Genomic DNA, 22,931 nt, shown 5'->3' on the forward strand with positions numbered 1-22,931 from the left:
CCCAGGAATATCTATTACCTATACCCCAATTTCACCGAGATCCGCCTTCCATATTCCACTACGCTGTCAATCAACAGCTTTTCCCGCTCCTCCGAAACTTGGAAATTGACATACCCGATGCTAATGGCGCCAATCAGTTCATTCATCTGGTTAAAAATGGGGGCGGCCACCGCCGATGTCCCCTTCGTTTTCTCACCATGACTGATGCCATACCCCTGCAATTTTACAGCCTGTAATTTTTCGAAAAATGCGTCCTGCTCCTCTACAGCGACCAATTCTCCAACAATTTTCTGCGACTCCGCATGCGGCAGGAACGCGAGTATCGCCTTGTTTGCAGCACCAATATGCATCGGAATCCGATTGCCGAGCTGGTCATAAATCCGAATCGGGTTGGTCGGACAATCAATTCTTTCAACCACAAGCGACTCCAGCCCAAACGGCTTATTGTAATAAACACTTTCTCCAACCTCGTTCATTAATCGCTCCATTTCAGGGCGAATCTGGCCGACAAAATCGAAGCTGTCATATAACTGCAAACCATATTCCAGCCATTTATTTCCCAGTGTGTAAAGTTTCGAGTCCGGATCCTGCTGAATCAGTCCATGCTCTTTCATTGAATTCAACAAGCGATGGATGGTACTAACAGGCAGGTCGCACTCCTTCGATATATCCGTAATCGACAACCACTTTGCCGCTTCACTACCGGAAATAATCTCGATGATCTCCATTGCACGATCAATCGTTTGCATTTCCTCAACTCCCTTTTTCTAAATAATGATTGAAAATTCCGTAATGTGGAACATTATCCTTACTATACATTAATTTTTAAAAATTAAAAATATTGACATGATTATCGAACTGCTATACTATCAAATTATAAATTTCATTTGATGAAATAAAATTCCACTATATGAAAAAACGGAGGTCGATTACATGTTTAAAAATGTTATTGTTAAAACACCTGGGAAAACATATGTAAACGGATTAACCACTTCAGATCTTGGAACACCAATTTTAGAGAAGGCGCTGGAGCAACATACTTTTTACATAGCAGCCCTTAAACAATGCGGCGTGGAGGTAACCGAGCTTCAAGCAAACGAAAACTACCCTGATTCCACCTTCGTTGAGGATACTGCTGTTCTTACACCAGGCTTTGCCGTAGTATCCAATCCCGGCGCAACCACTCGCAATGGCGAAATTATTGAAATGGAGCCGGTATTAAAGAAGTTTTATGATAAAATCTATCGTATTGAAGCACCAGGAACTCTTGACGGCGGGGATATTTTACAAATTGAAGATCATTTCTATATCGGAATTTCAGCGAGAACGAACCATGAAGGTGCCAAACAATTAAAGCAAATCCTTGAATCGGAAAACTACAAAGCTACCATTGTTGAATTAGAGAAATTCTTCCACTTAAAAACCGGGGTTAACTACATTGGGGAAGGAATCATCTTGGCCGCTGGTGAATTCGTCGACCATGCTGATTTCAATTCTTACAAAAAAATCATTGTGCCGACTGAAGAAGAGTATGCAGCCAACTGTATTCGCGTCAACGATTATGTTATCGTTCCAGCTGGATTCCCGAAAACTAAGAAAAATATAGAGGATGCAGGCTTCAAAACCATTGAAGTAGATACAACTGAATTCCGTAAATTAGACGGTGGACTAAGCTGCTTGTCCTTGCGTTTCTAAATCTTCATAGAAAAAGCTGCTCCATTCTGCTGCTCCTGACATGAAATGCCAGCCTATTAATGATAGTAAATAGATCGTTATAGCAGTATATTTAAAATGAGTTCCGCTTTTTTAGACAAAGTGTAATACCTTAAAAGGGGATAGAAGATCATGACAGAATATCAGTGGGCAACAAAAGAAGGGCTTCGCCGTTTGTTATGCGAGGTGGTGAGCTGGGAAAGCCGGACATTGACGCCGGGAGAACGGGAATTCCCTAAAAAGCTGGAAGCAAAACTACAGAGTTTGCCCTATTTTCAAGAGAATCCTGGTCACTTAAGTCTTCATGATGCGGATTTAGGTAGAAGATTCGTCACCGCTCTATACAAACATCCAGAAGCCCAGGATACCATTGTTCTCATTAGTCATTTTGATACGGTTTTTACAGCGGAATACGGGGATATCGAAGAATTCGCCTTCAAGCCTGAGGAATTAACGCAATTACTTTATAGCCGAATTGACAGCCTGCCGGAGGATGCAAGAGAAGATCTTCTTTCTGGTGAATATCTGTTTGGGCGCGGCACGATGGATATGAAAATGGGTCTCGTCATGCATATGGGATTAATTGAAAAGGCTTCCGCAGAAAAATGGCCAATTAATTTTATTTTACTTACGGTTCCGGATGAAGAAGTCAATTCGGCGGGTATGCGGGCCGCTGTAGTGAAATTAGTTGAAATGCGTGAAGAACACGGTCTCACCTACAAATTATTTCTAAATGGAGAGCCGGTATTTACGCAGCAGCCGGGTGACCGCAATTATTATATTTACTCCGGCTCGATCGGTAAAATTATGCCTTCCGTGCTTTTTTACGGGCGCGAAACCCATGTCGGCGAACCGCTGAGCGGGATTACTGCAAGCTATATGGCTTCGTTTATGACGCAGCAAATGGAGTGGAACGTTAAACTTGAGGAAACGGTGATGGGAGAAAAGACGCCGCTTCCGGTGACACTCCAGCAAAAGGATTTAAAAATGGAGTACTCGGCACAGACACCATTTCGTGCAGCTGCCTTGTATAATGTATTTTTAATGAAGCGAAATGCAGCGGAAATCATGGATATTTTTGAGGAGATTGCCGGGGACGCAGCAATGGCCTGCAATACGGCCTATCAAAAAATTTGTACGGCTCAGGGCGTAAAACCGGTAGGGGAAGTCCATGTTCTCCGTTATGAACAATTGCTCGAGCATGCTGTTGCAAAACTTGGCCAGGATTTTGTTAATTCGGTGAAAGCCGAGGTTCTCGCCAACAGCGAGTGGGATGACCGCGATAAGTCCTTCCAAATCGCTGATACATTAATGATTGAGTGCCAAGAGCTGGCACCGGCAATGATTTTGCTCTATGCACCGCCATATTATCCGGCTGTCAATTCGTCTGATAGTGAATTTATTCGTGAGTGTGTGAGCCATATTAAAGCGCAGGGGATGGAAAATTTTGGGCTGCCGGTAGGACAAATCCACTATTTCAATGGCATTTGCGACTTAAGCTATGTGAATTACAACGATACGAATGAAGGATGGAATTCTTTTGTCGCCAACACACCGGTTTGGGGAGACAGCTACAGCATCCCATTCGAGGAAATGAAACAACTCCAAGCACCCGTGCTGAACGTGGGGCCATTTGGGAAAGATGCCCACAAACGCACCGAACGCCTCCATATCAAGAGCGCATTTGAAGAAGTTCCGGCGCTTGTGGAAAGCCTAATCAAAAACATGATCAAAAAAAAAGTTGAAGTTTAGGCAAGGAGAATCTAGCAACAGCTAGCATTTTCTCATCTTTCACGATTTTGGAAATAGTTGCAGTTACAACAATTAATTACATTCGAATTTTTTTAAAAAACATAAAAAGGCTGAATCGCTATGATTCAGTCTATTTTGTGAAAATTCAGGTTTTGTAACTTTTAATTGGGGAATTATTACTTTTCATTCTTTCTTATTTACCATCCGTATCCATGATGGTGCCACGGATGATGAAATCCATAGCCAAAACCGCCAAAGTATGGGTAGTGATGGTGATGGAACCCATATCCACCAAACATATACGGATTATAACCTACACCGATAATTGGATAACCAAAAACTCGAGGCATACAAACACCTGCTTTCATTTATTATATCCACACCATAGAAATATGAAAATGGAATTGGAAATGAGCATTTCTCACTAAAAATGGGCATAAGGCAAAAATGCTTACACAAAGGTGCCAGGCAACATGTGAAAATTTCACATGTTTTTTTCGCATGTTTACAGTTGCAATGGCAAATAATGACTTCATGAGTACTTTTGTTGTGAAGGATGAATGAGTTGGAGCATGTTGTGATTTTAGCAATTTTACGTACAGTTGTTTCTTTTATTATTCTAATGGTGGTCACTTACTGTATTGGCAAACAGGTAAATGCTCATAAAAACCATTATAATTTTGCATTGTCTATAACGTTAGGTTCATTTATTGCAAACATGGGCTTTGATACTAATCTCAAATTTTACCCGATGCTGGCAGCCTTTCTTACACTTATATTTCTCTACTTAATCATGTCTGCTTATTCTGCCAATAGCAGACGTCTTCGCATCTGGGTATCAGGACAACCAACCATCATTATCGAAAATGGCAAGCTTTTGGATTCAAATATGAAGAAAGTAAAATACACTCTCGATCATTTGAATCTGCAACTAAGGGAGCAGGGAATCTTTGATATTGTTGAGGTGGAATTTGCCTTACTTGAGGTGAGTGGAAACTTATCGGTGTTAAAAAAATCACCTTTTCAGCCTGTCACCAAAAAGGATCTAAATCTTGATCAGCCTCATCAAGAAAACAGCCTTCCAGTAGAACTGATCATGGACGGAGTGGTTATTGATAAAAACCTCAATGATCCGTATTCCAAACCATGGCTTGAACAACAGTTAAAAACGAGGAGATTAGAAATAAAAGACATCCACTATGCGGTCGTCGGAACCAATGGTTCTTTTTTTATTGACCTTTATCAGGATTAGTTGAAGTCACCAGTGGGCAAAGAATAGGGGTGAGTGTGTTCGACAAAAATCGGGTGGTGACAGGCACCACCCGATTTTTGTCGAATTTTATTTCAAATCTTCAATTGAATTAACATCCATATAGGCTGGAACAACTAGGCCGAGTTTTGTGCCGGCTAGGTTTTCGCCTAGGTCTTGGAATTTGCCTTTGTATTTTTTGTAGTAGTCGGCGTGGGTAGATGGGAGCCAGGCTGCGACGGAGGCGTCGAGGCTGCCATCGGCTATGCCGGTCCACATTGGTCCTGCTTCTACTTGTCTTAACGTAACTTTATAGCCCATGTCGGTTAAGACTTTTCCAAGGACATTGGTGCTGGCAATTTCGCTATCCCATGCAACATAGCCAAGGGTAACTTTTTCGCCAGAACCTTTCTTCGCACCCTTCGTCCATTCGGCTACCTTATCCGCATTATCCTTTACCCATTTAGCGGCAGCATCTTCTGGTTGGTCTCCATCTTCAATACCGTTCATCACGACATTCATATCATCGGGAGTCCAGTGGAATTGGTCGATCACTTTAAAGGCTTCTGGTAAATCTTTTTTAAGTCCATTACGGGCAATCGTATGGATCGTTTCATCCTTGCCAAATGAACCTTTTGGATCCTCTAAGTATTTCAAATCAAATTTGGCAAACATCCAATGCGGTGTCCAGCCGGTAACAATAATTGGCTCTTTTTTGTCATAGGCTTTTTTCAAAGCGGCAGTCATTGCAGCACTTGAACCTTCAACCAGCGTCCAATCATCTAACCCATAATCCTTGATTGCTTTGGCAGATGCCTTCATCAAACCGGCACCAGGGTCAATCCCGATGATTTTATAATCAACACTATCCCCGACTGTTTTTCCCTTAGCATCCGAACTTGTTTTATCTGATCCACATGCGGCAAGTCCCATGGTCAATAAAGCTGCGAGTAACATCAATATCCATTTTTTCATTTTAGGCGGTTCCCCCTTGTTTTTTGCTTTTTCCGATATTTTGCGTAATCCGGTCTAGAATGATCGCAATGACAACAATCGATAGACCGGCTTCAAACCCTTTTCCAATTTGAATCTGTGTAACAGCCCGGTACACATCGGCACCTAGACCAGGAGCCCCAACCATGGAAGCAATGACAACCATGGATAGCGCCAGCATGATACTTTGGTTAATCCCTGCCATGATCGTAGGCATGGCTAGCGGCAGTTGTACTTTTAGCAAACGCTGTCCGGTTGTCGATCCAAACGCCTCGGTGGCTTCAATAATATCAGCCGGAACCTGCTGGATGCCGAGAATCGTTAAGCGAATGGTCGGCGGCATCGCAAATATAACCGATGCGACAACCCCTGGAACAACACCTATATTAAAGAAGAAAATGGCTGGAATCAGGTAGACGAAGGCAGGCATTGTTTGCATAAAGTCCAAAACAGGTGTCACCGTTTGTTTGACTGCTTGGTTTTGTGAAGCCCAAATACCCATCGGTATGCCTAAAACAATCGAAATGATGACGGCTGTGAGTACAAGCGCCAAGGTTTGGAGCATTGGATCCCAATAGCCGAGATTTGCGATTAAAAATAAACCAACTAATGTAAAAAGTGCAATTCCCTTATTAGCGATTTTCCAAGCAAGCAGTGTTAATAGAATCATAAAAATATAGGAAGGGATATAGCCGAATCCTGCGACTAAGCCATCGACAAATGATTCAAGGACTTCGGAAACTCCGTCAAAAGCCACTTCAAAAGCTGTCGTCAGCCAATTGACAAAAGCATCCACCCAATCGGCAATCGGGATTTTTGGCAACCATTTTTCCATCGTTTATTCACCCCTGCTTTCTTGAACGGCTGCGACTTCGGATTTTGCGGTTTCTAATTGATTAATTGTGTCATTGTTGCCTGCCAGCGCAGCAATGACGGCCCCTCTGACAAGAATCCCGCTTAAGCGCTTGTTTTCGTCGACAACCGCTACCGGAATTGACGCGGTCGAGACTTTTTCAAATAAATCGGTTAATAAAGTATCGGGCGCAACAGTGGAAATATCCGTTTGTAAAATTTCCCGGACTAAGAGGCCATGTTCAAGCGCGTTTTTTGCATCAGAGGCAGTGATCGCTCCGAGTAGAGTTTTCTTTTTATCCACGACATAAATACTCGAAATTCCTAGTTCCCTCATCATCTGTAGGGCAACTCTCGGACCTTTTTCAATCGAAACAGACTCGGCACGTTTCATGACATGACCGGCTGTCAATACTTTGGATAGGTCCACATCCTCTACGAATCTCTCAACATAGTCGTTTGATGGGTTAATAAGGATCTCCTCCGGTGTTCCAATCTGAACGATGGAACCATCCTTCATCAAGGCAATACGGTCACCGATTCGGAGCGCTTCGTCAAGATCGTGAGTTATAAACACAATTGTTTTTTTCATCGTTGACTGTAGCTCGAGCAGCTCATCTTGCATATCTTTGCGAATTAAGGGATCGAGTGCACTAAAGGCTTCGTCCATTAGCAGGATATCGGCATCATTAGCAAGGGCCCGGGCCAATCCAACCCGTTGCTGCATTCCGCCGCTTAGCTGTTTCGGGTACTGGTTTTCATATCCTTCGAGCCCGACAAGCCTTAAAGCCTCCAGCGCCTTTTCTTTGCGGATTTCTTTTGCAACCCCCTGGACCTCCAGCCCATATTCGGTATTTTCTATAACCGTGCGGTGAGGGAGGAGTGCAAATTTCTGGAAGACCATACTGATTTTTTTACGGCGCATGTCCCGTAGCTGTTCTTTGTTCATTTTTACAATATCTTTCCCATCAATCAGGACTTCCCCGGATGTAGGCTCAATCAGGCGATTGATCAATCGCACCAATGTCGATTTACCGCTTCCGGATAAACCCATGATGACAAAAATTTCACCGGCTTCGACTTCGAAGTTGGCCTGGCTAACACCTACAGTTGCACCAGTTTTCTTTAAAATGCTTTGTTTGGTCTCTCCCACTCTCAATAGCTGAAGAGCTGTTTTTGATTTTCCAAAAACTTTTGTAACATTACGAACTTGAATTTTATAGTTGTTACTCATAGATTCACCTCAATTTTTTCGAACTGACTATCTTATTGTAGATTATTTTAGATTTACTGGGCAATGTTGGTATTACGCCAAATCTGTTCATAAAGTACGTACAGAAAAAACTTTACAAAGTGTATTCGTATTATTCTTACAATTCCTCCGAAATGCTCCCTAATGCTCCCTAACTAGCTCCTTTACTTTTCAATTTTTCATGATAATCTAATAAAGGACACGATTGTAAAGTGAGTGTGAATTGGATCATGGATGGAGAACAAAAGCTTGAGCATGCCCGTGAGCGGGTTATAGAGGCGATTTCTCAAAATATGAATTTATATGGTGTAACGGAATCTGTTGGACGTTTATATGGTGCTTTGTATTTTCAAGAGGGACCATTGACATTAGATGATATGAAGGAAGAGCTCGGGATGAGCAAAACGAGTATGAGCACATCTGTGCGAAGTCTTTTAGAGTTAAAAATGGTCGGGAAAGTTTGGAGAAAAGGGGTCAGGAAGGACCTTTATCAGGCAGAGCCGGATTGGTATCAAACCTTTATTGATTTTTTTACGGTTAAGTGGAGAGCCGGGATTTCAATCAATGTTTCGGCGATGGAAAAATCACTCCGGGAGCTTCGGTCGCTTTTAGAGGATGAAAGTGTCGAGGAGCTTACAAAAGAGAAGGCCAGGCTGGATATTGAAAAACTCACTTCTGCGCTTGAATACTATGACTGGCTGAACCGGTTAGTGGATAGTTTTGAGTCCGAGGAGATCTTTGAGTTTATACCGAAGAAGAGATAGTGCTTTTACGTGAAAAAATCACCTGCCTAGTTGGCCGGTGATTTTTTCTTTAAACTTTTTAAAATCGTAACTGTTTTCCCGTTATTGGTCGCTTTCACGAGCCCGATGTTTTTGGCGAAGTAGGTAGTATAACCGGAATCCTCTTTTACGATGATGCAATTTTTAAAGTTACCGGCCGGCGTTTTGACAGTTTTCGTGATGGAGATAATCCGTGCCTTGCCCTCACCTTCGTAACCGACGTCCCATGACTGGCCCACCTTTGCCGGGTATTTGATATCAATATAGTACTCGGAGTCAATATATCCTGTGTACAGGCCTATACTGTTTTCGCTTACAATGAATAATTGTTTCTCAGTTGATTTGGAGGAGTAGTACCATTTGTCCCAGGTTTGGTTATACTTTTTCCCAGTGGGGATCAATTGGTAGGTTCCATCTTTGCTTGTATAGGTATAAACCTTGGTTTTGTCTAGTAGATAGCTTGCGCGTTTTGAAGTTTTGAATTTTAGATACTTCGTGTAAACGTAGGCTTTTTTTGACTTGTAGCGAATTTCAGACCATTTTTGGGATTTCGTTTTAGAATAGACGGTGACCTCGGTGCCTTTTTTCAAGCTTCCTATTTTTTTAGCGCTGAGGCTAGGTTTTTCTCTTACATTTAATATACTTGCCGTTACGGTCGCGGTCGACTTGGACTTGGTAACCGCCTGTGCAGGGATATTAAATGGAAGGAAGATCCCAACTAGTAGAGAAAGTAGAATCGTTAATTTCAGCAGAGATTTCAAAGCCACCCCTCCATTTCCTTTATTACTATAATTGTAACGAACCTGGAAACAGAGAGTAACCCAATATAATAACAAATATTCAGACAATTTATTCGTAGAATATCCAGGAAAAATGTAGAAGATTGAAGAGTATTGAATGGGGGAGGTATGGTTCGACAAAATTCGGGTGGTGACAGGCACCACCCGAATTTTGTCGATTAGACTTTTTCTACATTTACTCTGCCGGAAAAGAAGGTGGCGCCGCCGCCCATGTCGGCGATTCGGTCGGGTGTTAGGGTGTTTACGAGTTGCCTGGTGCCTTGTTGGTCTGCCCAGAGACCTTGGGTGACGAGGACCCCTGGGAGGACGTTTTCGCCGATGCTTACTTTTAGGATGCATTCGCCTCGGTGGTTCCAGATGCGGACCTTGGCACCGTCCTCAATTCCTTCCTTAACTGCATCGCGAACATTCATATGCAGGCGCGGTTCTTTTTCAAGTGTGGTGTGCTTTTGATTGTTTGAAAAAGTAGAGTTTAAGAAATTATGGTTTGGTGCCGGAACAAAGGAATAGTCGAAAGCTCCGTCCTCTTGTAAAGGTATATAGGTTGGCAATGGGGGATGCCCATCCTCCTTCATTTTTTCTGAGTAAAGCTCAATTTTTCCACTTTGGGTTGGAAGCTTTCCAGGGAAAAGCGGTTTCACCTTGGCTTTCAGATAATGATGTTCCGCCAGCCCCGCAAAATCAATGCCTTCCAAATAAGGATTTTTCAAATGATCCAATGCTTCGGCTATCATTTCTGCTTCAGATTGTTTAAAAACAGGTTCATCAAAACCCATCACTTCAGCCAGTAGCTGGAAAACTTCAACATTCGATTTTGCCTCGTAATATGACTCGATGACGGGCTGCTGAAGCTGAATATAGTGATGCCAGTAGGAGGTGTAAAAATCCGTATTTTCAAAGGATGAAGTCGCTGGCAAAATGATATCAGCATACTTGGCCGTATCGGTTAAAAATAAATCATGGACGACCGTAAATAAGTCTTCCCGGGCAAGGCCTTCGCGGACTTTATTGCCATTGGGCGCAACTACTGCCGGATTTGAACCGTACACAAAAAGGGATTTCACAGGTGGGTCCAATGTCAGCAATGCTTCACCAAGAAGATTCATATTTATAACGCGGGTGTTTTTATTTTTTAATAAATCTGGGCGCTGTAATCGAAGCTCATTATGTGACAGGTAGCCGCCATTTCCCTTAATAGCTCCGCCGCCTTTTACAAGCCATTGGCCGGTGAGTGCGGGAAGACATGCAACCGTTCGGACGAACATCCCGCCATTGTCATGGTGCTGCGGACCGTTTCCGATGCGAATAAAAGAAGGTGAGGTTTTTCCGTACATTCGCGCCAGTTTATAGATATCCTCGGGAGAGACACCTGTGATTCTTGAAACAGTGTCCGGGTCATATTGGCGGACATGTTCGCGAAGTTCTTCGTATCCCACGGTGTATTTTTGTAAAAAGTCTTCGTTGACCAGGTTTTCGGAAAATAGAATATGCATGATTCCAAGGGCGAGGGCGCTGTCGGTTCCTGGTAAAATCGGAATAAACCAATCTGCTAATCTGCCGGTCTGGTTTTTGTGAACGTCAATGACGACAATTTTCGCCCCGTTTTGTTTGCGGGCCTTTTGGGCAATCGCCACCTGATGCATATTGGTGCTGACGGCATTGATGCCCCAAAAAATGAACAGTTTCGAATGGATGGTATCTTCAGGATCAATGCCGAAGCTGCCGCCCATCGTATATTTATAGCCGGCTGAACCCGCAGAGGAGCAGATTGATCGATCGAGCTGGGAAGCGCCTATGCGGTGGAAGAAGCGGCGGTCCATGGCTTCCGCGCTGAGATTTCCCATATTCCCATAAAAACTGTAGGGGAGGATGCTTTCCGGTCCATCGGTTTGGATCAGGCTTTTCCAACGGGCGGTTATCGTTTGGATTGCTTCATCCCAAGTAATCTGTTCAAACTGGCCTTCTCCTTTTCGCCCCGTTCGTCTTAGCGGGTATTTCAAACGTTTCTCATCATTGATCCGGTCAGTCATATTCCTGACCTTATTACAAATATGGCCTTGAGTTACCGGATGATTAGGATCTCCCTCCACCTTAATAATTTTCCCGTTTTCCTTTTGTAAAAGAAGACCACATTGATCCGGACAATCAAGCGGGCAAACGGCCTTAAAAATACCGTTTTGGCTCATGACTGTACCTCCTTTTCATAGTTTTCACAAGGTGACAGGCACCGTTCGTGGACTTTTTATCTATTTTGTCCGTGTGGGGTGGACATGTTGTGGTGAATACATTTTTTGGATGTTGTTTTTATCATAAAGCAGTTTGGGATGTCCCGCAAGGTAGGAATAGTGGAAAACGAGAGGGGCCCAGCCGACCAAAAAACCGCAACAAAAAAGTCCCAAGTGCACGATCTAACCTCGGCATTTGGGACTTTCATTTATATTCTATTTTAAGATTTTCACTTTAACCGTTTTTCTGCCCCATTGAATGGCTTTTTTATAAGTAGGCATGAAAACATCGATTTCTTTTCCTTTGATGGCGCTGCCTTTGTCGGCGGCAATCGCATAGCCGTAACCTTCAACATATACCTTTGAGCCTAGTGGAATCACTCTAGGGTCAACCGAAATCACTTTTAGATTCGGATTTTTCTTTAGGTTAAGACCTGTGTAGGTTTTACCTGAGCAGCCTGCGCAATTAACCGTATAAGCAGAAGCACTCACTGTAATGGTCTTTACTACTTTTTGTGACTTGCTTGCTGTTACTTTGCTAGTAGTCTTTTTTACAGTTTTACTAGTTTTTGTAACATTACTAGTAGCAGGCTTCGTAATCTTTAATTTCTGGTTTGGATGAATGACATCTGATTTAAGATGGTTCCAATTTTTTAGATTGGTAATCGAAACATGTGTTGTTCTGGAAATCTTATAAAGGGAATCGCCTTTTTTAACGGTATATGTATTAGATGCTGCGGATGCTCCACTATTATGTGCTAGTAATAGAAATGCTGCAAGACTTATTGTTGTGAGGAATTTTTTCATAATTCAAACTCCTTTTCTTTGATACTAAAAATATACCATGGTAGTGTTACAGTTATATTTCAATCGTTTACTAGTTTTATGACATTTTTCTTAAAAAACGGCTTTTTATGACGAAAATGTGAAATTTCTACCTTATTCTGGGATTAAGTGGAGAATATTGGGGGTATAGGGGTGGAATGTGAAAAAATCACATAGGTGTCAGGCACCTATGTGATTTTTTCGCAAATTTTATTTTACCTTTATTTTCGTAGTTTTGCTTACATTTTTGGCCTTATCTGTTGCTGTAACAGTAAGAACTGTTTTCTTTTTTTGTGCTTTGATTTTTACTTTAAATTTGCCATGTGAGTCTGTCTTGGTTGTTCCGACCGTTTTATGGCCCACTTTGACGACAATCATGGAACCCGATTCTGCTGTACCGCTAAGATTTTTCGTTGTGCTTTTTACAACGGTTTTCAATTTCGGTGCTGCAGGAGGGCGTTTGTCTGTCACGGTCACCGGCACCGAACGTGCATTACTAGCAGCATCCTTAGCTGTCACGGTCAGTTTTGCACCCGCTTTTTGTACAGAAATTCCAACTTTGAAGTTTCCGTAAGAATCCGCCTTGCCATAATATTTTTTCGAACCTGCCACAACCGTAATGGATGCGCTTTTTTCCGTTAGGCCGCTAACCGTCTTCGATAGGTTAGACACGGATTTAACCTTTATAGAGGCAGGCGGGATTTTATCGACAACCGTTATGGTTTTTACCGAACTTACGTGTCCAGCAGCATCCTTAGCGGTTACAGTTAGCTTCGTTCCAGCTTTTTGTACCGGAATGAACACTTTAAAGCTTCTGGCAGAATTGGCAACAGCTTTATAGCTTGCGGAACCAATTACAACCGTAATCGTCGCTCCGGCCTCAGTTTTTCCGATTACTTCCTTTGAAAGGTTTGACACTGTGTTCGTAATCGTAACCGCAGGGACGGTGACGTCAACGACCTTCACGCTTACAACATCACCGGTATATCCAGCCGAAACAGATAAAATCGTACCCGCCTTTTGCACAGGAATCGCTACAGTAAAATGCCCGTCCCTATCAGCGACTGCCGTATATTGCCGGCCACCAATTTTAATTGTAACCGTTGCCCCCGGTTCAGCCGTTCCCGTGACCGAGTTGGATCTTTCAGTTACCTGACCAACTGTTGGTCTGAAGTAGGTTAAAGCCTTATATGCATTTAGCTTTTTACCGCCTGAAATTTTTGTATTTAATGAACTCAAGTTGTCGCCGGATGCGAGTAGGATCTTTTTCAATTGCTCGGCATCAAAGCTTGGATATTTTCCTGCCAATAGTGCTGCAACACCGGTCACATGAGGGGTGGCCATCGATGTTCCGTCAAAATACTCATATGCATCATTGTAATTCGTCTCAGCAGGGAAAATCAGGTTGATTTTCGCCAAGTTCGTATTATTGCTTGTAAAATAATCAGTATAAGGGGCATAACCAAGCGGGTACTTTGCACCATCATAAATCGTCCCGGGTACCCCTACAGCGGTTCTTGCCGCACCTTCCCCTGTAATATGGAGGGAGAGAGTATTCGTTACAAAACTGGAATCCTCATTTTGATACAATAAATCTTCACCGCTTAAAATAAGAGATTTCTGACCTTTCTTCAAAAATTGATCGAGGGAAGTGAGATCATTATTGGTTAAAGTAGGATATTGATTTCCCATTGCGTACCCTGAAAACCAAATGACCGTATCATAGCTGCTGAGTATTCCCAAGTCTGGGCCGGAATTATCTGTTGATACTGTTACTTCTTTATAAGTACTCACCCCGGCTTGTTTTAAAAGTTCCTCGTACTTTTTCAGGAAGTTTGGGTAACCATCATCAGATTCATCATCCTGAACTAATAATATCTTTGAAGCGGCTGTAACCCCTAAATAATCGAGCGCTTTTTTAAAAGCCTCTGGACCGTCTGTACTAGTCATGTTTTCAAAACCAAAGCCATTCACAATCGCTTTATATTGATTGGCAGAATTATTAATCTGAGCAGAAACGCCAGCCTCTAATTTTTTCGGAACCGTACTTAGAATACTCACACCGGGCGCAGCAATATCCACACCTCGAGTCCCGTAGTTCGAAAAATTTGCTAGTTTACCAGTGTTATCGATCGCAGCAACAGAAATAATATTTGGGCTGGTAAAGCTTGCCGGGTAATCAGGATAATAGTCAATATTTTTCCCGTCATTACCCGCCGCCGTGACAAATAACATGTTCGAGCGTTCAATCGCATCCTTCAGGGCTTGGTCATAATCAGAACCGCCCCAGCTGTTATTGGAAATTTTAACGCCCATCTTCGCCGCATAATCAATCGCTGAAATCGCATCTGCAGTGGAACCGCCATCAGGGCCAATGAACTTTAATGGCATAATTTTTACATTCGGGGCAATCCCGGTTACCCCAAGACCGTTATTACTTGACGCCGCAATCGTTCCCGCCACATGGGTCCCATGCTCGTCGCCATCAGCCGCATCAAAAACGGAATTATCATGGTGAAGGAAATCCCAGCCATGCACATCATCTACATAGCCATTTCCATCATCATCTTTCCCGTTATTGGCAATTTCCCCCGGATTCGTCCAAATATCACCCTGCAAATCAGGATGATTGATATCCACCCCCGTATCAATCACTGCAACAACGGTCTGACTAGGGTTTGCAAGTTTATGAAACTCCTGCATGGCTTCCGGGTAATCAATATCCATATCGGTGGCCCCAATGCTGTCGGCAATCTTTTGTCCTGTATTGTGGAGGCCCCATAATTGATTAAACGACGGATCATTTGGGAGAGCAGAAGGTTTATATAAATAGTTGGGCTGAACATATTCAACCGAAGGATCTGCCTCCAATTTTTCCATTTGGCTATCCATTGACGTGCCAGTTTGTACCTTCACAACCTCAGCATCAATTGCTTTCAGCTTTTTCAGCGATTTGAGCGAATGCTTCGTTCGAACCTTCGTGGACACTGTATTATTTTTATACTTAACAATCAGTTCACCAGGCACATACTTTTCTTGATTCTTTTTTGAAAAAGCTGCCCGTGCTGCTTGCATTGCTAGTTTCTTTTTGCCAACAAGGTCTGACTGTGAAACGGATTTTTCTAGCATGTTGTTGTCGTGCTTTTGTATTAATGCATAGTTCTCATCTTTCTGCTCATTCCTTGCAGCAAATACTAGAGCCGAAGCCGAAGAAGAAAAAACTAGTAAACCAGAAAGAAGAGAGACTGCAACCTTTTTGTACACTCGACCAATACCCCTTTCGGTGCCAGGCACCTCCGAAATAACTAGGATTCTATTGAAAAACAGTACTTTTTGTCCAACTACTATATATTACAATATTCATAGGGGAAATTATATAAGTCTCGCTATCTGCCAAATTTTTTTTATAGGAAAGGGAACGGCCCCGTCTTGGCCGTTCCTTTCGTATTGTTTATTCAGCTATCCTCTCCCTCAACTTTTCGCGTGCTCCCGCACGCCAGCTTTTGACAGCAGACATGGAGACGTTTTCTTTAATGGCAATCTCTTTAATTGAAAGATCATGTAGTGCAGTGTATAGCACCCATTTCCTTTGGTTGGGTGTTAAGGTGGTGCAAACGGATAGGATGGTTTCTGTCTCTAAAGGATAATCAATGAAAATCCCTTCGGCGGTTTCCCAGAATTCTTCTTTAGGACAGACACAATTTTCTTCATATTTGTGTGCTTTAGTTAATTCTAATAGAAGGAACCCTCTAATATAGTTGTAGGCATAGCTGGTGAAGTTTCCTTTTTCGGGTTCAAAGCGATTGCTTGCCTCCCAAAGGGCAATCAGACCATGTTGATAGAATTCATCCCAATTTTTATAGATGTGCAATGTGTGAATGATTTTATGGATCATCGGACTATACTGGACAACCAACTCTTCAAAGCTTTCCAAGGGAAATCCTTTCAGAAAGCGCGCTTCACCTTTTATTCCCGGGTACCTCTACCATAATGGGAAAAAACATTTCCATCGAACCGACCAAAACCAAATTTGAATGTAAGTAACAGCTAAAAACTTGATTTTAGAGATCAAAATTCACTTTTGGGGGGGATTTTGGTTATTTCAGCTGTTTTTTATAGATTTTTCGACAGGTGCCTGTCACCACTCGAATTTTGTCGAATAACAATGGCCGCATATGCGCTATTGACAATTGCTTTATTGGCTCATACGATATTAATGTTGTTTGATATTATGCTAGAATAGCAAAGTGAGGGAAACGAAATGGGTTGGATGATTATATGGGCGCCATTGTTAGAACTGATTGTTGGCAGTTTACTTTATATAAAGTTTGCGGAGAAAATAAAGGATATCGCTTTTTTGATTGTTGTACAAATTATTCTTTACGTCGTTCTCATGAATGGTTTGCTTTTATATGGGTATTTGAGTAAATAGGGATTGACCGAAAATGGACAATCCCCTATTTGTTTCACAAGGTGTAAAGGAGTAATCCTATTACCCTGCAATTCTCGTATTGTTATCAATCCCTCTATTTTTCCGTGAACGGAACCAGGCGAGGATAATGGCTGCAATTAATGTAAAGCCTAGATAGCCCATTAGCGGGTATACCGTACTGACTAATTTGATGAATCCGACAAAACTGGCTGCAAAGGAAAGAACGCCGAAGCCAATGACTGCTGGTTTGAATTTTTTAGAAGAAGGTTTGATCAAGCGTACGGAAAACGCGTACAGCATTCCAACAGCTGTGTTATAAATCATCCCAAGTAACGCGATCGACATCAATGCACCTAGAACCGGATGCATATGGTTGGCAAGCATCAATGTAGGCATGTCCACACTTTTCAACTGGTCCATTTTCACAAACATTCCGATATTGATCAATAAAATCAATAATCCCAGGCCAAGTCCTCCTAGAATACCACCGCGTCCAGCCACCTTCGAATCCTTTTCCGTTCCTCCCATGACCGCAAGCATCGCTGCTCCTGCAGCAATATTATAGGAAACATAAAGAAGTCCACCCATTAACCAGTTTGATGCAGCTTGCGGCTGCGCTTTTGCAATCGCATTAAGGTCTGCAAAACTTTGGTCCATTGTAAAAAGTGAATACCCTGTGATGATTAAGACCAATACCATTAAAAACGGTGTAATCATACTAATGATGTTTAACAATTTTTGTACATTCAAGCAAACCGTTAAAATCGTCAGAGCTGCCATAACAATATTCCCGACCATTGCCGGCAGTCCGAATTGCTGTTCAAAAATCGAACCGCTTCCGGCCATCATTACAACGGCAACACCAAATAAGAAGAAGGTAATAATAATATCGACAATAACCCCTAAATAACGCCCACAAATATGATAGATTACGTCTTTATGGGAATCTGTTTTAAGACGCGAGCCCAACTGGGTCAGCTGCATGCCCAAAAAGGCAAAGAAAAAGGTTGCAATGATGCCTCCCGCGATTCCCATCCAGCCAAAGCTAGTGAAAAATTGTAGAATTTCCTGCCCTGAAGCAAATCCGGCGCCAACGATGATTCCGACATAAGCGCCGGCAATCTGAAAACTTTTTTTCATATCCATTCTCCTTTGTAGTTTTAGAAAAATTCGGAAAATTTAACCCGTAAAGAGAGAGGAGGCCAACTCCCCTCAATTTAATAATTTTGCTTTCTTACTGTAAATGACTCAATTGCGTCAATGTTCGGATCATATCCAATTCCTGCCTTACTTGGCACAGTAATTAGCCCGTTATGGACTGTAACTTCCGGATCAATAATATCCCGCTCCCAATAACGAGAAGATGCTGCTGTATCTCCAGGCATCGTAAAATTTGTGAGCGTAGTCAAGGCGATATTATGCGCTCTGCCAACCCCGGCCTCGAGCATCCCGCCGCACCAAACCGGCAGACCTTGTTCCATACATAGGTCATGAATCCTTTTCGACTCTGTTAGGCCTCCAACTCGTCCAATTTTAATATTAATAATTTTACAGCTTCCGAGACTGATGGCTTTGCGTGCATCCTCATAGGAATGGATGCTTTCATCCAGACAAATCGGTGTAGTCAGATGTTTTTGCACAAGCGCATGGTCGACAATGTCATCAGAAGCGAGTGGCTGTTCAATCATGGTTAAGCCGAACTCGTCCAGTTGTTTCAACAACTCCAAATCTTGAAGACGATAGGCAGAATTTGCATCAGCCATCAACTGGATGGTTGGAAAATGGCGGCGGATTTCACGGATAACATCGATATCCCAGCCCGGTTTGATTTTTACTTTGATACGGCGGTAGCCTTCTGAAACGGAACCGTCAATAATTCCCAGCAAATCGTCTACTGATTTTTGAATGCCGATACTGATCCCGACTTCAATTTCTTTTTTCTCACCACCGAGTGCGGTTGCAAGAGGGAGATTTTCCCGTTTTGCATACAGGTCCCAAATTGCGCCCTCAATCGCTGACTTTGCCATATTATTTTTTCGAATGGGTTCGAAGAGGGCGGACACTTCGTCAGGGTGGCTGATTTCCTTATCCTTAATCATCGGAATCAAGAAGTCCTCGAGTATATGCCAGTTGGTTTTTAGTGTTTCTTCATTATAAAGAGGGGATGTGAAAGCTACGGATTCGCCCCAGCCTGATGCGCCATTCTCATCCTGTACCTCTACTAAAATAAATTCTTTATCTGTAAATGTTCCAAAGCTAGTCGTGAATGGAAAGTTCATCTTCATTTTTAAGTGACGGAGAATTACCTGTTTAATCATCATTTAAATGGCCTTCTTTCTACTGGAAGTAAATCTCGTTTTTTTAGTAAATAGTAATGGACAGGTTCGTCGGCTGTTTTCACAACCCTTACGGCAGTAAATCCATTGGCAAATAGGGATTCAAACAATTCCCGCGTCTTCAGGCGCCAGTCAAGCGCCAGCTCGGGGTAATCCTTTTTCATTTGCTGGAACTGGTTTGAAACAGGGATAAGCAAGGCTTCGCTGTTAAAAAAACTACTAGGATCAACCTCTGCAAGCTGTGGAAGTCCATCTGCTGTTTGCACATATGGTACCCGTTCAATCGCCGCCAGGTCATCCTGATGTTTTTCCTCAATATAGGGATTGGTGATCCACCACTCTACCTGAAAACGGTCGGAAGGCAAGCCTTGATTAAGTCCATCCTTCATTTCCCCGTAGCAATTTTTCACATATGTACTGCAAATTGCTTTCAGCTTTGTCAAATTCAAAAAGGCATTTACGCTTTCAAGCGGGTCATATGTCCAAGTCAGTAAATCATAGCCCATTTCAATCGCCGCGTTCTTTTGCTCTTTCTTTAAAAATTCACCAATGCCTTGTCCTCGATAGTTTTCGTCAATTCCAAGCATATGTGAGCAAAGGTAGGGTTTGCCATTAACGAAGCCCGGGAAGCCGTAACTAAATCCTACTAATTGATTCTTTTCGTATGCTCCGACGACAATCCCGCCGTTTTTAACAGCGGTTAGGGTTTGGTGAATCGGAATCGCCGGGTCTCCCCAAACTGCTTTTTCTAGTTGTTGAACTTGTTTGAGTTCTTCAATAGTCTTTATCTGTCTTACTTCAACAGTGCTGTTCATAGTGCTGTGGCGCCTCCTTTTTCAAATGTTCAAAGGTATTCATGATGGTTTTTGTTAAAATTTCAATACCTGAAAAGATTGCTTCATGATTAAAGGTCATTTTTGGATGATGCAGACCAGGGGATAGGTCACAACCAAGGCCGAGCATCGTCGCTTTAATGTGTGGTCGTTTTACTGTGTAAAAATGAAAGTCCTCACCACCGCTTGAAGGGTAGGGGGCTGTTACATTTCCGAGTGTATCAACTATGGCTTTTTCCATAAGCTTTTGGGCTTGCGGATCTACCTTTGCTGCTGCGACAAAAGCTTTGGTTTCAAGCGGAATCTCTACTTCGTACAGGGCGGCAATGGCTTGCGTGATTTTTTCTACCTTAGCGGTTAATGTTTCCATGACCTCGTTTGTTTGCGCTCTAAGATCCAGATGGAAACTTGCGTGACCCGGAATCAGATTGCTGCTTTCGCCGCCGGCATGGAACTTGGTCATCTTCACAGAAGATGGAACCATCGGATCGACATGAATTTTTCCCATTTCGTTGATAAGGGCCGCGCCAATTTCAATGGCATTTTTTCCAAGATGCGGTCTTGCTCCATGCGCATCTTCACCGATAATTTCACCGGCGATAAACTTAGCAGAGCCGTGAAAAATGGCAGGTGTTGCTGTGCCATCCGAGATTTCTTGGATTGGGCGAAGGTGAACGCCGTATAAAAAGTCGAGGTCATCGACAATTCCTTTTTCAACCATTTTTAGGGCGCCAGTACCTTTTTCTTCTGCGGGTTGAAATAGGACCTTGAGTTTCCCGCTAGGTTGATAGTTTAGTTTTTTGAGAAGCAGCAGGACGCCGATTATCATCGTCATATGGGCATCGTGCCCACAGGAGTGATTGGCTTTGAAAGTACCGTCTACCTCCTGCCATAGGGCATCAATATCGGTCCGCAGTCCGACCTTGTGTGGTCCGTCGCCGATTTCAACCACAAGCCCCGTGCAATCATCAAATGTATGCGGCTGAAGCCCGTTCTGCTGTAAAAGATTTTTTATGTAGGCCGTTGTCGCTATCTCCTCCCAACTCGCCTCAGGATGCTGATGCAAATGATTAAATATCTCAAGTAGCATTGGCCGTAACTCATCAAGCTCAGTTCTCATACGAACCGCCTCCTAATAAAATTCGGTGACAGGCACCGTTCGTGGACTTTTCGTCTATTTTGTCTACGTGGGGTGGACATTAAAGCTGTTAGTCACAAAATAGATGGTCGACATCAAGTGTTTCGTATTGATGTTTGCGTTTTTCAAATTGTTCCTTATTCTGTACGGATACGTTTGCTACTAGAGCATTTAATAATGAAAAAAGTGATGGCATGGCATCAAGTGTTGATTTTTCTGGCTGGGATATGGTAAGAACCACATCAGCATATTGGCTGATTGGAGCGACGGGGGAATCCGTTATTCCAATAACTGTTGCTCCTTGGTTCTTTGCCAGCTCTGCCATTTTTACTGTTTCTTTTAAATAGCGGTGAAAAGAGATGGCCAAAAAGACGGATTGATCATTCATCCGGTCCAAGGTCAGTATTAGATCATCGGTATCCGGCTTATATAAGAAAACATTTTTTCTCATTAATCCCAGCGTGAAGGATAGCCAATGTGCTGCTGCATAAGACGAGCGCAATCCAGTAATAAAAATTTGTTTGGCTTGAATGAGGTGATGGACTGCCTTTTGAAATTGTCCCTCATCGATTTGTTCTGCAGTCCGTTTTATGTTGTGGCAATCTTGATCCATTACATTTGTAAAGAAATGTGGCTGATTAACCAGTTCCAGCTTATTGGAATAGTACTGATCCAAGCTGCTTTTTGGTAATAGCAGGTTTTCTCTGACGGTTTTCTGCATTTCGGAAAAACCATTAAATTGTAAGGAATAGCAAAATCGAATAACGGTGGTTTCACTAACTCCTACTGCTTTCCCGATTTCCCCGGCTGATTTTATCGCAAACTGCTGTGGCTGATCCAATAAATATTTGGCGATTTTTTGCTGGCTCTTGGATAGGGTCGAGAACTGGGTTTTCAGACTTTCTAGAAATACTATATTAATCACCCTTTCATAACGGTGAAGTATAAAATTCAAATTAAACTATTATGAAGCCTAAACTTCATTTGATAAAACAAAAAATATCATAATTCAGAAAATTCCGCAACACCCAATTTCAAAATTTCACAAAGTGACAGATAGGGTGACAGGCACCGTTCGTGGACATTTTGCCTCTTTTGTCCGTATGGGGTGGACTTTTTCATCCTGACTTAAAAGGGAATGACTTCCCTGAATCATTTTGTATGGAATGTTTTATTGAGGAGATGATTTTTATTTAATCTTTTTGATGATTCAAAAGTGGAACTTATGATGAAGGGCAATGGGGAGGAGAGCGTGAACATTACATTATTCATACCTGAAATAAGTCTCATCTCTTTTTTGCACGAATACTAATCCCCAGCGTCCCTATCAGAGCCTTGGTCCCCATCTGAATAATGGCCTTCAGAAGAGTATTCCCTTTCATAAGAGATGCTGTTGTCATTAGGGTCATTGTTTTTAGTATTCTGGTTTCCACTTCCGCCGCCGGGGAAAAATAAAAAGGCAACAATAACCGCAACAATTCCTGGAAACCTCTGACCTGTAACGAATAGATATATGCCATCCAAGAAAAAGAGGCCGCTAATCACCTTTAAAATAACCCTTAAGGTTTTCAGAGTCATTCCCCCTAGAAAAAGGATAAATATCACTTATATAAAATGAATATTATCTTTATGGGACTTTTATACATTTCCATTTCATTACAATTACGGTGACAGGCACCGTTCGTGGACATTTTGGTCATTTTGTCTGTGTGGGATGGACAAAACAGTGCATACTTAAACTAGTCTGTT

At 42.5% G+C, this 22,931-nt stretch carries 21 protein-coding genes; 5 read left to right on the plus strand and 16 right to left on the minus strand.

Annotation, left to right across the window (positions count from 1 at the left end; translation table 11 throughout):
* Positions 1-14: 14 nt before the first annotated feature.
* Positions 15-749, minus strand: a complete 735-nt coding sequence (locus tag E2K98_RS08670; protein ID WP_133333861.1) for an IclR family transcriptional regulator — start codon at positions 747-749, stop codon at positions 15-17.
* Positions 750-933: 184 nt separating this feature from the next.
* Between E2K98_RS08670 and E2K98_RS08675 the strand changes: the two genes are divergently transcribed.
* Together E2K98_RS08675 and E2K98_RS08680 are read left to right on the plus strand one after the other, a co-directional pair.
* Positions 934-1,695: a dimethylarginine dimethylaminohydrolase family protein gene (locus E2K98_RS08675; protein WP_133333862.1), complete on the plus strand. Its 762-nt coding sequence runs from the start codon at positions 934-936 to the stop codon at positions 1,693-1,695.
* 150 nt (positions 1,696-1,845) lie between these two features.
* Positions 1,846-3,465, plus strand: a complete 1,620-nt coding sequence (locus E2K98_RS08680) for a M20/M25/M40 family metallo-hydrolase (protein WP_133333863.1) — start codon at positions 1,846-1,848, stop codon at positions 3,463-3,465.
* Between the two features lie 197 nt (positions 3,466-3,662).
* Here the strand turns inward: E2K98_RS08680 and E2K98_RS30855 are convergent, their stop codons facing one another.
* The gene (locus E2K98_RS30855; protein ID WP_165976220.1) at positions 3,663-3,815 is read right to left on the minus strand and encodes a hypothetical protein; all 153 of its coding nucleotides are present in this window, start codon (positions 3,813-3,815) and stop codon (positions 3,663-3,665) included.
* Between the two features lie 206 nt (positions 3,816-4,021).
* On the opposite strand from E2K98_RS30855, the gene E2K98_RS08685 reads away from it, so the two are divergent.
* Entirely contained in the window at positions 4,022-4,717 is a 696-nt protein-coding gene (locus E2K98_RS08685; RefSeq protein WP_133333864.1) for a DUF421 domain-containing protein, read from the plus strand.
* 87 nt (positions 4,718-4,804) lie between these two features.
* Here E2K98_RS08685 and E2K98_RS08690 read toward each other — a convergent pair whose 3' ends face one another.
* The 3 genes from E2K98_RS08690 to E2K98_RS08700 are packed head-to-tail and all read right to left on the minus strand — an operon-like array spanning position 4,805 to position 7,793.
* Positions 4,805-5,689: a glycine betaine ABC transporter substrate-binding protein gene (locus tag E2K98_RS08690; RefSeq protein ID WP_133333865.1), complete on the minus strand. Its 885-nt coding sequence runs from the start codon at positions 5,687-5,689 to the stop codon at positions 4,805-4,807.
* A 1-nt stretch (position 5,690) separates the two neighbouring features.
* Positions 5,691-6,542: an ABC transporter permease gene (locus E2K98_RS08695; RefSeq protein ID WP_133333866.1), complete on the minus strand. Its 852-nt coding sequence runs from the start codon at positions 6,540-6,542 to the stop codon at positions 5,691-5,693.
* A gap of 3 nt (positions 6,543-6,545) precedes the next feature.
* Positions 6,546-7,793, minus strand: coding sequence for a quaternary amine ABC transporter ATP-binding protein (locus tag E2K98_RS08700; RefSeq protein WP_133333867.1), 1,248 nt, complete (start codon positions 7,791-7,793; stop codon positions 6,546-6,548).
* A gap of 248 nt (positions 7,794-8,041) precedes the next feature.
* Between E2K98_RS08700 and cudC the strand changes: the two genes are divergently transcribed.
* The gene (gene cudC, locus E2K98_RS08705; RefSeq protein WP_133333868.1) at positions 8,042-8,575 is read left to right on the plus strand and encodes a choline uptake/conversion transcriptional regulator CudC; all 534 of its coding nucleotides are present in this window, start codon (positions 8,042-8,044) and stop codon (positions 8,573-8,575) included.
* 26 nt (positions 8,576-8,601) lie between these two features.
* On the opposite strand, the gene E2K98_RS08710 is transcribed toward cudC, so the two are convergent.
* The 5 genes from E2K98_RS08710 to E2K98_RS08730 all read right to left on the minus strand — a co-directional run bounded on the left by E2K98_RS08710 (position 8,602) and on the right by E2K98_RS08730 (position 16,377).
* Complete coding sequence (locus E2K98_RS08710) at positions 8,602-9,354, minus strand: SH3 domain-containing protein (RefSeq protein WP_165976221.1); 753 nt, start codon at positions 9,352-9,354, stop codon at positions 8,602-8,604.
* 197 nt (positions 9,355-9,551) lie between these two features.
* Positions 9,552-11,579 (minus strand): molybdopterin oxidoreductase family protein, encoded by a 2,028-nt coding sequence (locus E2K98_RS08715; RefSeq protein ID WP_133333870.1) that lies wholly within the window; start codon positions 11,577-11,579, stop codon positions 9,552-9,554.
* 255 nt (positions 11,580-11,834) lie between these two features.
* Complete coding sequence (locus E2K98_RS08720; protein ID WP_133333871.1) at positions 11,835-12,425, minus strand: 3D domain-containing protein; 591 nt, start codon at positions 12,423-12,425, stop codon at positions 11,835-11,837.
* A gap of 228 nt (positions 12,426-12,653) precedes the next feature.
* Complete coding sequence (locus E2K98_RS08725; protein WP_133333872.1) at positions 12,654-15,707, minus strand: S8 family serine peptidase; 3,054 nt, start codon at positions 15,705-15,707, stop codon at positions 12,654-12,656.
* A gap of 187 nt (positions 15,708-15,894) precedes the next feature.
* Positions 15,895-16,377: a sigma-70 family RNA polymerase sigma factor gene (locus E2K98_RS08730; RefSeq protein WP_133333873.1), complete on the minus strand. Its 483-nt coding sequence runs from the start codon at positions 16,375-16,377 to the stop codon at positions 15,895-15,897.
* Positions 16,378-16,704: 327 nt separating this feature from the next.
* Between E2K98_RS08730 and E2K98_RS30860 the strand changes: the two genes are divergently transcribed.
* Entirely contained in the window at positions 16,705-16,875 is a 171-nt protein-coding gene (locus E2K98_RS30860) for a hypothetical protein (protein WP_165976222.1), read from the plus strand.
* 60 nt (positions 16,876-16,935) lie between these two features.
* Here the strand turns inward: E2K98_RS30860 and E2K98_RS08735 are convergent, their stop codons facing one another.
* The 6 genes from E2K98_RS08735 to E2K98_RS08760 all read right to left on the minus strand — a co-directional run bounded on the left by E2K98_RS08735 (position 16,936) and on the right by E2K98_RS08760 (position 22,760).
* The gene (locus E2K98_RS08735; RefSeq protein ID WP_133333874.1) at positions 16,936-18,015 is read right to left on the minus strand and encodes a YkvI family membrane protein; all 1,080 of its coding nucleotides are present in this window, start codon (positions 18,013-18,015) and stop codon (positions 16,936-16,938) included.
* A gap of 77 nt (positions 18,016-18,092) precedes the next feature.
* A complete protein-coding gene (gene menC / locus E2K98_RS08740) occupies positions 18,093-19,196 on the minus strand; it encodes an o-succinylbenzoate synthase (protein WP_133333875.1) in 1,104 nt (367 codons plus the stop codon).
* Entirely contained in the window at positions 19,193-20,026 is an 834-nt protein-coding gene (locus E2K98_RS08745; RefSeq protein WP_133333876.1) for a GNAT family N-acetyltransferase, read from the minus strand. The genes menC and E2K98_RS08745 overlap by 4 nt, the downstream gene beginning before the upstream one ends.
* Positions 20,010-21,164, minus strand: a complete 1,155-nt coding sequence (locus E2K98_RS08750) for a M20 peptidase aminoacylase family protein (protein WP_133333877.1) — start codon at positions 21,162-21,164, stop codon at positions 20,010-20,012. Before E2K98_RS08750 ends, E2K98_RS08745 begins: the two co-directional genes overlap by 17 nt.
* Before the next feature lie 88 nt (positions 21,165-21,252).
* On the minus strand, positions 21,253-22,107 hold the full coding sequence (locus tag E2K98_RS08755; RefSeq protein ID WP_328591971.1) for a MurR/RpiR family transcriptional regulator: 855 nt from the start codon (positions 22,105-22,107) through the stop codon (positions 21,253-21,255).
* A gap of 383 nt (positions 22,108-22,490) precedes the next feature.
* Complete coding sequence (locus E2K98_RS08760) at positions 22,491-22,760, minus strand: hypothetical protein (protein WP_133333878.1); 270 nt, start codon at positions 22,758-22,760, stop codon at positions 22,491-22,493.
* Positions 22,761-22,931: the final 171 nt, after the last annotated feature.

The sequence above is a fragment of the Bacillus salipaludis genome, from assembly GCF_004358205.1.